This is a genomic window from Actinosynnema sp. NPDC023794 (assembly GCF_040639675.1).
Classification (GTDB): Bacteria; Actinomycetota; Actinomycetes; order Mycobacteriales; family Pseudonocardiaceae; genus Actinosynnema; species Actinosynnema luteola.
On sequence record NZ_JBFAFR010000043.1, the window covers coordinates 1 to 11366 of the forward strand.

Annotated in this window: 9 protein-coding genes and 1 pseudogene; 5 read left to right on the forward strand and 5 right to left on the reverse strand. The window is 68.4% G+C overall.

All coding sequences use genetic code 11. From position 1 onward, the window contains the following. Both AB0H12_RS41515 and AB0H12_RS41520 read right to left on the reverse strand, forming a co-directional pair. Positions 1-252 (reverse strand): annotated as a pseudogene (locus AB0H12_RS41515) (transposase family protein); the annotation flags it as partial. Positions 253-390: 138 nt separating this feature from the next. Further along, on the reverse strand, positions 391-705 hold the full coding sequence (locus tag AB0H12_RS41520) for a hypothetical protein (RefSeq protein WP_499631082.1): 315 nt from the start codon (positions 703-705) through the stop codon (positions 391-393). Between the two features lie 53 nt (positions 706-758). Here AB0H12_RS41520 and AB0H12_RS41525 point away from each other — a divergent pair, with 53 nt between their 5' ends. Both AB0H12_RS41525 and AB0H12_RS41530 read left to right on the forward strand, forming a co-directional pair. Further along, on the forward strand, positions 759-1793 hold the full coding sequence (locus AB0H12_RS41525; RefSeq protein WP_499631085.1) for a hypothetical protein: 1035 nt from the start codon (positions 759-761) through the stop codon (positions 1791-1793). Between the two features lie 268 nt (positions 1794-2061). After that, the gene (locus AB0H12_RS41530) at positions 2062-3357 is read left to right on the forward strand and encodes an SGNH/GDSL hydrolase family protein (RefSeq protein ID WP_499631088.1); all 1296 of its coding nucleotides are present in this window, start codon (positions 2062-2064) and stop codon (positions 3355-3357) included. Between the two features lie 135 nt (positions 3358-3492). On the opposite strand, the gene AB0H12_RS41535 is transcribed toward AB0H12_RS41530, so the two are convergent. Beyond that, positions 3493-4773, reverse strand: a complete 1281-nt coding sequence (locus AB0H12_RS41535) for a hypothetical protein (RefSeq protein ID WP_499631091.1) — start codon at positions 4771-4773, stop codon at positions 3493-3495. A gap of 605 nt (positions 4774-5378) precedes the next feature. Here AB0H12_RS41535 and AB0H12_RS41540 point away from each other — a divergent pair. Continuing rightward, positions 5379-6080, forward strand: coding sequence for a hypothetical protein (locus AB0H12_RS41540; RefSeq protein WP_499631093.1), 702 nt, complete (start codon positions 5379-5381; stop codon positions 6078-6080). After that, positions 5999-7123 carry a calcium-binding protein gene (locus AB0H12_RS41545; protein WP_499631095.1) on the forward strand — a complete coding sequence of 375 codons (1125 nt, stop codon included), beginning with the start codon at positions 5999-6001 and terminating at the stop codon, positions 7121-7123. The genes AB0H12_RS41540 and AB0H12_RS41545 overlap by 82 nt, the downstream gene beginning before the upstream one ends. 390 nt (positions 7124-7513) lie before the next feature. On the opposite strand, the gene AB0H12_RS41550 is transcribed toward AB0H12_RS41545, so the two are convergent. Further along, positions 7514-9115, reverse strand: a complete 1602-nt coding sequence (locus tag AB0H12_RS41550; RefSeq protein ID WP_499631098.1) for a phytoene desaturase family protein — start codon at positions 9113-9115, stop codon at positions 7514-7516. A gap of 30 nt (positions 9116-9145) precedes the next feature. Between AB0H12_RS41550 and AB0H12_RS41555 the strand changes: the two genes are divergently transcribed. Further along, the gene (locus AB0H12_RS41555; protein WP_499631101.1) at positions 9146-9565 is read left to right on the forward strand and encodes a hypothetical protein; all 420 of its coding nucleotides are present in this window, start codon (positions 9146-9148) and stop codon (positions 9563-9565) included. Between the two features lie 11 nt (positions 9566-9576). On the opposite strand, the gene uppS is transcribed toward AB0H12_RS41555, so the two are convergent. Continuing rightward, on the reverse strand, positions 9577-11355 hold the full coding sequence (gene uppS / locus AB0H12_RS41560) for a polyprenyl diphosphate synthase (protein WP_499631104.1): 1779 nt from the start codon (positions 11353-11355) through the stop codon (positions 9577-9579). Positions 11356-11366: the final 11 nt, after the last annotated feature.

Genomic DNA, 11366 nt, shown 5'->3' on the forward strand with positions numbered 1-11366 from the left:
GTCGACCAACACGGTCGCGTAGCGGCGACCACGCCGCAGGAACCCGATGCGCTCCAACGCGGTGCGCGACAACAGCGTACGGCGCGCGTGTCCTACGGTCAGACCGTCGACCTGCTCGGCGAACGTCCCCACCGCGCAGCCCTGGTCGTCGCAGAAGAACCGACGCACCCGTAATCGCAGCACCACCGGCCGGCCTGCCACCGACGCATCGTCCAGTTTCCGGTCATAGCGGCTGTGCACTCGATCCTCGGTGCAGCAGTGGGGTGGTCTGCTCGGCCACCCGGGCGGGGTGTGGGTCGGAGATCCGCCGGGACGGCTCCGACGTCCACGCCGTCCGCCGGTTCACAGCGCGGCGGTGAAGGTGACCGTGCCGTTGACGCTGGTCAGGCCCTAGGAGGTGAGGCAGGCGGTGAGGTCCGTGGCGGGCAGAAGCTTGGTCTGGACGACGGTCGCACCACGGAACAGGCTGTCGACAACGGTGCCGGTCAGGACGAGGACGGTGGTGCCGCCGGGGTTGCGGCTGACATCGAGGCCGAGCGGTATGCCCTGCCAGGCCGTGTGGTCTGTGCGGATCCGGCAGGCCGACGATGTCGACGGTGGGTCTCGGGACTGTGGTGGGGCGGCGTGTACGGGCGCGGTGACAAACGTGGCGGCGCAGAGCCCGGATGCCATCCGGGGCTTGAAGTGGCGCGGGGTGCAGCTCACGCAGCCGCCCAACCCGAAGTTCGCGGTGAGGTTCGAAACGCGAGGTCTGCCTTATGCCAGCGGTCTTCTCGCTGGCCAACAACAACCTGAACACCGTGGTGTTGCGGGTGGCCAACATGGGCGACCTGCCGGCGGGCACCTCCAAGCGGCAACGCGACGACGAGATCATCAAGCTGCTGCGGGAGCTGCACCGCCAGGGCGTGAGAACCTATCTGTGGAAGCGGCAGTGGTTCCAGCGCAGTGGTGTCACCATCAGCTACCAGCGGCCGTTCACCGAGGCCGGCGCGGACGAGTTCATCGACGACATGAGCAGGCTGATCAACCGTGCGAGGACCGAGGGGATCGCCGGCTCGCTGCAGGGTGTCGCCGCGATCGAGACGAACCTCAACAACTGCGCGGAACTGCGGGAACGCGCGCTCTACGTCGCCCGCGGCATCAACGCCAGGACCGACAACTGGCTCACCACGCGCACGCTGCTGATACCGGGCGCGGGCATGGGCCCGTACTTCAAGGGCATCCACAACGGCGGCGAGGCGTGGCTGACCCAGCTCAAGGCCCAGACCGGGTACTTCGCCCTGATCTACAAGCACATGTGCAGCCAGGACGGCAACGTCTGCCAACTGCAGAGCCTCAACGGCCAGTGGGACCAGGCAGTCGGCTGGGACGCCGCGAGGACCCCGGAGCAGCAGATCGCCTTCCTGCGCACGACGATGGGCCTCTCCGATCTGGAGTGGTACTACCGCACCCACCGCGCCGAATACCCGAACCACACCCACGCGGTGTTCTGGGGAGACCTGGGCGACGGCGTCGCCGGCCTGTCCGCACGCGACGGGCAAGCACAGTGGAACTACAACACCATGCGCGCCCTGCACCGGCTGCTGGTGAAGACCAACCGCTGGCACGGTTACTTCTTCAACTTCCCCTTCGCCCGCGAAGGCGCCACCGGACAGGACCTCTGGCGCTACCTCATCACCGTCGCCGACGACGGCAGCAACACCCGCAGGAAGAACTGGGCCCCGAACCGCTCGGGCACCCACAAGGTCTGGGACGAGTGGCACCTGTGGCCACAGGAGAACGCGGTGTACTGAAAGACCCGACCCTCGCCTTCCAGTTCTGGTGCCTCCGACACCTCGGCGCGGGCTTGCCCGTTCGTGGGGCCTATAAGACTGTGCGGCGCCGTGAACCCTCCACGGCCGAACGGCGTGTCCGCGATGATCGGACGACTCACGCGGGTCGGCATCGAACCGGGTGTCGACCCCCACGGGCATCGGTGAACCGGTGATCGTCGAGCAAGCGGCGTCTCACCTCATCTACTCACTCGGCCGGAAGGCTCCGTACTGAGGAGACATGATCGACATGAGATCGAGGAACGTGCCGGCGGTACTGCTCGCGGGTCTGCTGGCGGCAAGCGCCGTGGCCGCGGGAAATGGTCCAGTGGCCGCGGCGGTGCCGGAGAGCCCGTCGTCCGACGTCGCCGAGGTGGACGAGCGGGCGGGGGAGGTGTTCTGGAGGGGAGCCTGGACCGCCGCCCAGCAGCCGTTGCACCCGTTCATCCCCGGTTGGGCGCGGCGGGGTTTCACCGATCAGTCGGTGCGTCAGGTCGTCCGGATCAGCGTGGGCGGCAGCTACGTGCGCATCCGGCTGTCCAATGTGTACGGCACCGTGCCGCTGCCGCTCACCGGTGCCACGATCGCCCGCGCCGGGACGGGGGCCGCGCTGCAACGCGGATCACAGCGTCACATCACCTTCAGCGGCCGGCAGTGGGCCCAGATCCCGGTCGGGGCCGAGCTGGACAGCGATCCGCTGCTGATGGTCACCTCGCCGCTGGAGAAGCTCACCGTGACGTTGTACTTCGCCCGCCACACGGGGCAGGCGACGTACCACAGCCGTGCGACGGCGACCATCTACCTGGCCAACGGCGATCACCGCGTCGATCCCGCCGCCGCGGCGTTCACCGGAAGATCGGGCTCCTGGTACTTCCCGAGCCGCGTGGACGTCCGAGGAGCGCAGGCGCGACAGCCGGACGGGATCGTGGCGCTGGGCGACTCGATCACCGACGGCTACGGCTCGACCCCGAACATGGACAACCGCTACCCCGACGAACTCGCCGAACGGCTGGTCCGCGACAACACCCCGCGCCCGGTGCTCAACGCGGGCATCAGCGCCAACCGGGTGCTCAGCGACTCACCCTGCGGCGGCGAGTCGGCCATCGCGAGGTTCCGGCGCGACGTGGCCACCCAGCGCGGGGTGCGCACGGTCATCGTGCTCGGAGGCATCAACGACATCAAAGCCCAGGGCGGAACGTCCGGGTGCGCGGAGGGTGCTCCCAGGATCACCGCGCAACGGCTGATCGAGGGCCATCGGTACCTGATCAAGTGGGCTCGGGAGCGCGGGTTCACGGTGATCGGCGGGACCCTGACACCGTGCAGCTGCGTCGGGGGCAACGAAGCCATCCGCACCGAGGTCAACCGGTGGATCCGCAGCACCGCGGGCGCCGGCGGCTACGACGCCGTCGCCGACTTCGACTCGGCACTGGCCAATCCAGACAACCGACACGCACTGCGTCCCGCGTACGACAGCGGCGACCACCTGCATCCCAACAACGCCGGCTACCGCCGCATGGCAGAAACCATCCCCCTCACCGGACTGTGACGACCGTCCGCCGGCCACGGGCGAAGCACTGGCTGCGATGCCCGGCCCTCACCGCGTTCGACGAGCGCCTCGACGCCTCCGCGAGCAGGTCGGAACAGCTCGCGGAGGCGTGAAGGCGGGACATGATAGGCGTGTTCAGTAGTTGAAGTCGGGGTTGGCCCAGTTCTGCCATTCGCCCCAGACCTGGTGGGTGCCCGAAGGGTTGTAAGCGGTGTTCCTCGCCCGCACGTTGGTCTGCGCGTTGACGGTGATCATGTACTTCCAGAGGTCGTGGCCCTTGGCCGCGGCGTTGGTGAAGGGGAAGTTGAAGAAGTAGCCGCGCCAGTTGTTCGTCTTGACCAGCAGGGTGTGCAGGGCCCGCATGGTGGTGTAGTCGTGTGGTTTGCCGAGGATGCTGAGGTAGGAGACGCCGTCTGCCGCGTCGCCCCAGAACACGACTTGCGTGTGCCTGGGGAACTGCGCCCTGTGCTGGCGGGAGTGGTACTCGAGGTCGGACAGCCCCATGTCCTGCCGCAGGAACTTGATCTGCTCCTGCGCCGTGCTCGTCGACTGGAGGCCGACGTAGTGGTTCCACCGCTCGTTGTACCTGGCGAGCCGGTTCTCCTCCTGGCTCTTCATGTGCTTGTAGATGAAGGCGAAGTAGGAGGTCTGGCTCTTCATGTCGGCCAACCACCGGCTTCCGCCCTGGTGGATGTTCGTGAAGTACCCGCCCATGGCCGCGCCGGGCACCATCAGCGTGTGGGTCTTGAGCCAGTTGCCGGTCTTGGCGTTGATGCCCTTCGCGATGTGCAGGGCGCGTTCCCGCACCTGGGCGGTGTTCTCCAGGTTCGTCTCGATCGGCATGACGCCCTGCAGCGAGGTGAGCCCTTCGCTCGTCGCCCGGTTGATGATCCCGCTCATGTCGTTGACGAACTTGTCCGCGTTGCCCGTCAGCCTTCCGTCGCGCTGGAGCCAGACACGCTGGTACAGGTAGACGTTGATGTTCTGGCGGTTCAGCTCCCGCAGCAGCTTCATAACCTCGCTGTCGCGCTGAGCCCGCGTCCGGTTGATCTCCTCCAGGTCCGGGTCGGCGAGCATCCTGAGGGTCACCGTGCGGAACCCGTTGTTCTGCAGCGAGTAGGCAGCCGTGGCGTAGGGGAGTCCCGCGGTGGCGAACCTGATCCCGAGGTGATCGGGTTCACCACCCCACCACTCCGTCTTCCACTTGAGACCGTGAATGGCGCCTGGGTTCTGCGCCCGCTCCGCGACTTCCTGAGCGGACGTGGACGCGGAGGTCGTGTCGTCGTCAGCGGGGGCGACTCCAGCTCCGAGCGAACTGCTCATCACCACTACGGCGAGCACCACGCCCGCCGGTCGTAACCGCCTGATCATGCCGGTGGCGGCCCACGCGCCGACCGGCATCGAAATTCTGCGCATGTCTTTCCCCTAGTGGAGATTGTGGCGTCTCATGGCGCCTGTCAGGCACGGTAGATGTCCGATCGATGTTTGGTGGAGGGATGTCGCCCGTGTGGGTGACAGCGACCGAAGCCCTCGGCGCTTCCGGGCAGGCGATTGCGATCATTCTTCATTGCCTCACCGTCTTGTTCGGATAGATACTCGCGAGCGCTCTTCGGGATGCGCTGTCACCCCTTCGTCGCAATCAGATCCGATTTTGCGGACTCAGTATCCAGCGGCTCTACCCCGTGTGTCATGAACGCGCCATACGAGTTGCGGCGCTCACAGGTTCGGCCGATCGACGGCAGCCTTCATGGCGGGAATGATGCGGCGATCTTGCCTGCCACGCCGGCGGCGACCGATACGACCGGCTGTACACGACCGCCTATCGCCACTCGAGCCCGCGGGTGGGGTATCCCGGGAAGGGGGAGCACCATGACGCTCACTCGGGTCCACGTCGCTTGCTCTTCGCGGTGTTCACCCTCGCACCGGCGGCCTCCGCCCTAGCCTTCACTGCTCCGGCCCAGGCCGCCCCTGGCGACGCCACCCAGACCTGCGCACAGGTCCTGCCCGCCAACCACAGCGCCGTGGCGACAGTGCTGGGACTGCTGGGCATCGTCACCGACCCCAACGCCATGGCGGGGTTGAGCTCGCCGGTGGCACCGTCGTGTGCGGCTCTCGCTATGGTTCGGCCGTCGCTCCTCGCCCACGAGTGGAGGACGACTCCGCCCGAAGTGCTCCGCGAGGCAGGGGTGCTGCGGGTGACACCCTGGGGGCAGCCACCGCGCACCAGCTGCGGCGCGCTGCAGGCCAAGCTGTGGGCCGCCGACGCCCTGGCCGATCGCGCCGCCGATCTCGTCGAGGCGATCAACGTCCACCCGGACACCGTCACCGAACGCCAACGCGGCGAAGCCGCCGTCGTCATCACCGCCGCCAAGCAACGCGCCATCGACACCGGCCTGGAGATCGACCCCCGCGTATTCGACGTCACCGGAGCCCGCGCCACCGCCAACACCGTCGGCTTGGACATCTCTGGCGCAACATCCGCACCCACGGCCTGCACGACCCAATCGCCACAAGCGCGCCGAAGTCGGCCGCTACGCGCTGCTCGACGAGATGCCGGAACCCACCGGGTACACCTGACCGTCGAGCCACGGGGCACGCGCCGTCGACATTATGGGAGTCTTCCTCGATTTTCGGTCGTAACGTGCTTTCCGGTGCGGGCGATGACACGTACGAGTTGCGCAGCTCTCCCAATTGTGGTCGACCGGTTCCGCGTTGCGCGGTGAACTGGAAGGAGATCGCTGTGCGCAAATCCAGTGCCAGATCCACCCTCGGAGCGGTGGTGAGCATGGTTGTGGCGGCTTCGTGGTCGTTGGTGGGTGTGCCCGCCGCGCACGCCACGACGACCTGTGACGGACTGCCCGCCACGGTTGTCGGTTCCGCGAGCGGCGAGACCCTCTCCGGCACGAGCGGTGATGACGTGATCGTCGGCTTGGGTGGGGACGACACCATCGTCGGGCTGGCCGGCAACGACCGCGTCTGCGCCGGGGACGGCGACGACACCGTCTACGGCGAGTTCGTCGTGGTACCCGACGTCCTCCCCGGCCTGCCCGCCCCCGGCCCGCTGGAGAACCTCTCCGACCGGCTGTTCGGCGAGGCCGGCGACGACCTCCTGATCGGCAACTCCGGAACCGGCGTCATCAGCGTCTCGGCGGCCTACGTCGCCGACAACGACCACATCGACGGCGGATCGGGTTCGGACGTCATCTCCGGTGGGTTCCTCGACGTGACGATCACCGCCGTCTCCGGCGGGATCGTCGGCCTCAACGACACCCTCATCGGCGGCGACGACCCCGACACCATCTACGGCTACGGCAGGACCATCACCGTGGGGACCGGCGCCGGTCTGGCCGGAGCGGTGCTGATCGGCAACCTCAACGACACCATCTCAGGCGGCGGGGGCGGCGACACGATCTACGGCGACGCGCGGACCGCGACCCTGGGCGTCAGCGCACCGGTGACCGCCGAGACCTCCAACGACACCATCACCGGCGGCGAGGGCAACGACACCATCTACGGCGACTACGAGACCCTGAACTCCCTCTCGGGCGCGAAGGCGATCACCAGCGGCCACCGCGACACCATCGACGCCGGACCGGGCGACGACGTGCTCTACGGCGACGCCAAGAACGGGAACGCGAACTTCATCAGCCTGGTCGTCGGCAACATCGACAACGTCAACGGCGGGATCGGCACCGACACCGCCGACGCCGGTCCGAGCCTGGACACCTGCACCAACGTCGAGAACCAGGCCAACTGCGAGCTGTGACCACGATGAACACCGCGGCGGTGGGCACGTGCTCACCGCCGCGGTGAACGTCGGGTGGAGGTCGAGATCAGCTCGAGAAGCGCGAGCAGCCGGTTGCGGTAGCCCTCGCGGGCGAAGCCGGGTGCAGTCCACGGCGGTTCGGGATGTCTGGCAGGCCGGATACGGTCTCCCGTGACCAGTGCGGCCCGGCCAATCGGCACTATGACTGGTGTGGTGTGACTGATTCGTGCTCTGCGACGCGATTTGTTCGCCGGGTGCCGCTCGAGGTCGTTGTCAACGACCGGGAACGCAAGCCTGTCGGGTGAGGACTCTCCCGTGGTTCGACGCCGATGATGTTGCCGCGGTGGTGGTCGCGGGATGGGGCGTGTCTCTGCGGTCGCTGCAAACGTTTCAGTGATGGGCCACAGGGGTTTCCGGTTGGCGGCTGCGTTGTGGAGCTGGGCGGGTGAGGTTGCGCCAGATGCTCGCTGGGAGCGTCGGGGTGGGGTCGCGGGGTGGGGTCCAGGACGGGGGCGGGGTTCGGCCGAGGTCGTCGAGGATGTTTTCGGCGCAGTCCATGGCGCTGTCGGCGGCGAGTTCGGTGCCTACGCCTCTGCCGCCCGCGCCGCAGCCGGCCAGGTAGAGGCCGTCGACGGGGGTGGTGACGGGTGGGCGGTGTTTGCCGACCTGTCGTGGGGTTTGGCCGGTGGAGATGGCTGGGCCGTACTGCTTGCCGATCCAGTGTTCCATCCAGCTGGTGGTGGTGCGGTCGACGAAGAGGATGTGGTCGTCGATGCCGGGCACGATCCGTCGTACGGCTTTCATCAGCGCGTCGTCCCATGCGCGCGGTGACGCGGACAGTTCGACATCCGTTGTGGGGGCGGGAATGCACACGGTCAACAGCTGATGCCCCGGGGGCGCGAGCGAGGCGTCGAAGTTGGTCGGCACGGGGCAGTAGAGCGCGATGACGTCTGGTAAGTCCCCCCTTGTGAGGGAGTCCATCATCGAGGTGAGCATCGTGGCGTCGGCGCGTAGCGGGTCGATGGAGTCGCTGACGGCGCCGACGAGACAGCCGGCGTCGACGAGCTTCCTGCTCAGTCCGATTTTCGCCTGGATCGCGATCATGGAACCGGTGATGCCCTTGGCGTGGTCGACGAAGGCAGGTGGCAGCGTGGCCGGATCGCACAGTTGTAGCGCGGTGGTGCGCACGCTGGAGGTGGAGACCACGATGTCGGCGTCCAGCCGGGTGCCGTCGAGCAGTTCGACACCGTGGACGCGTCCGTCGTGGATGAGGATTCGTTCGACCCCTGCGCCAGTGCGGACGTCGGCGCCCAGTTCCTCGGCGATGCGGCAGTAGGTGGTCGGTACCGCTTTCGAGCCGCCTTGGGCGTAGGACAGGCTGTTGTCCAGCAGTCCCCGCCGAAAGCAGTGCAGGGCTTCTCCCGCGGAGACGTCGCGAGGCGACAGGACGAAGCCGAGTCCTGCGAGGAAGTAGAACGCGTTGGCGATCGTGGGGTCGTTGGTGTGGCGCCTGACGAAGTCCTCCAGATCGCGGTACAGCCAGGCGTCGGTGAACCTGTCGTCAGCGGTGACGGCGCGCGTCAGGAGCCGCATTGCGTGGGCAACGGCCCGAGGGGACAGTCGGCATTCCCGGATGGCCCGGAGTGCGAAGGGCGGCATGCGCCATGCCGAAGCCGGAACGGTGAGCGATCGGTGGCCGGGGCGTGGTCCGGCCCACCGGAGTTCGAAGACGTCGGGATGGCGTCGGAACTCGATGGCGGCAGGGCGTTTCACCCGCTTCAGGACCTGCCCGAGCGGGCCGCGTTCCCCGCGGGGAAAGAGATGCGTGCCGAAGTCGATCTGGAAGCCGTGTTTTTCATAGCCGGCACAGGAACCGCCGAGGTAGCGGTTCTTCTCCAGCAGGGTCACTCGGAGCCCGGCGTGCGCCAGCAACGCGGCCGATGCAGAACCGCCGATGCCCGCTCCGACCACAATCACATGGGGCTTGGTCACCGCGAGACGGTAACGCACAAGGGGTGCTACATGGGCGAAGAAGCCGCCGCCGCGCACGCCGGTGCCGGAGCCTGCCTACGGACGGATCGACGCGATGCCGCAGGAAGATCTGAGCGTGCCACGCAAGCAGATGCACACCACGATCCGGATCCACCACCGGCTGGCGTGCAGGGATTCTGCGACGGTTGTCGTGTGTTGCTGCTTGGCCGACGACGCCACCAGGACAAGGTGCTCATCGCCGATGAATGCCGTCCGGAATGTCCTGTCGATCGCCGACTCGACTGGGATCTCGACTACCTCGGACTGGTGTTGAGGACGTCATCACTGGTGTCCGACGAGCGCTTGCCCACGGGATGCCGCTGCCGCGGCAGTGCGTCACCGCAGGCGCAGGCGGCGTTGGTACGGCGACTGGCCGGAGTCGGGGAATTCGGCTGGCGTGGTCATGGCTGAGCTGGGAGGCGTCAGTGGCGGGAGTCGGGTTGGGCGTGAGGGGACGGCCGTTGGTGTTCGGAGGAAGTGAGGGCGGCGCCGTGGCGGCGTTGGCGTCGGCTGTACTCGGTGATGGCCCGCCACAGGTCGCGCCGGTCGACGTCGGGCCAGTGGTCGGGGGTGAAGTAGAGCTCGGCGTAGGCGGTGTGCCAGGGCAGGAAGTTGGAGGTGCGCTGTTCGTCGCCGGTGCGCCACAGCAGGTCGACGTCGGGCATGTCGGGGTGGGGAAGGTGGCGGGCGAAGTCGTCCGGGCCGATGAGGTGGGGGTCGACGTCGCCGACCCGGGCTGCTTGGGCGAGTGCGGCTGCGGTGCGGGTGATCTCGTCGCGGCCGCCGTAGTCGAGGCAGATGGTCAGTGTCAGTCCGGTGCGGTCGCGGGTGCGGTGCTCTTCGCGCTCGAGGGCGTGGACGAGGTCCTCGGGCAGCCTGTCGGGACGGCCTGACCAGCGCTGGCGCACGTCCAGATCACGCAGGGGGCCGTGGTCGAGTTCGTGTAGGACCGTTTGGAAGATCGTGGTGACTTCGTCTGTGTCGCGTTTCCAGTTCTCGGTGGAGAACGTGTAGAGGGTCAGGTGGCGCAGGCCGATCTCCAGGGCGCCGTAGACCATCTCGTGCGCGGCGGCGGTGCCGACACGGTGGCCTTCTTGGCGGGCCAGGCCTCGCTGCCGGGCCCAGCGGCCGTTGCCGTCCATGATGATCGCCACGTGCTCGGGCATCTTGTCGGCGGCGATGTGCGGGGGTCGGGCGCCGTCGCGGTGGGGTGGCGGGGGCCGCAGCCCGGCGTCCTCGGCCGCCGGGCCAGGGTCGCTCGTCTTCACCACCGCCGCGGCAGGCCGGACCGCGGGCACGGTCAGCGGGGTCAGGCTCCAGGCCAGGGCGGAGCGGAGGCGTGCTGGGGCCAGCACGCGGGCGCGGGCGGCGACGGACGGGCGCGGGGGGCGTGCGAGCAGGGTGGGGCCGGCCGCGTCGATGGCGTCGAGTTGCAGGCGCATCAGGGCGGCCGCCGCGTCGAGCACGGCGGCGGGGCCGGGGTGCATTCCCCTGGTCAGGGCGGGCCTGGTCAGCCATAGTCGGGCGAGGGCGGTCAGGTCGGCGATCAGGGCCGCCACGGCCGGGCTCCAGCGCCCTTGGGCCAAGTCGGTCTCTGCGCCGGGGAAGGGGTCCATGGCTTCCTGCGGCAGGAGCAGGTGGCCTTGGACGAGGTCGGTGCTCAGGTCGGTGAGGGTGTCGGTGAGTTGGGCGCCGTCGATGAAGTGCCGGTAGTCGGCCTGCCGGTCGAACCGCAGGGTCATCGGCGCGCCGGCCTGGTCGAGCAGGTGCCGCGCCTGGTCGACCCAGGGCACCACTTCCCGGTTGCACCAGGCCCGCCACTGGGCCCAGTCGGTGAAGCGCAGACCACGGGCGTCGTCCCGCGTCGTGGCCATCGCGCCTCGCAGGCCGGACAGGTCCAGACGCCACCGCGCCGCCATGTCCACCAGGGCGTGCCGGATCGGATCGGTGCTCGCGCCCACAGCCAGGTCGTGCTCCAGAGCCCTGGTCCACGCCTCGACGTGGGCAGCGCGCCGGGTCGGTTCCACCTCTGGCCGGTCGGCCAGGTCGTCCAAGGTGCTGGCGGCCGCCCACAGGGCCCAGCACGCCGGACGCAGCACGGCCGGCATGAGCTGGATGAGGGCGTGGATGGCGGGGTCGTTCGCTCGTGTGGTGCGGCGGCACAGCCGGTACGCCGCCTGTAAGAGGGGGTCCTCGCCCATCAGTGCACGGC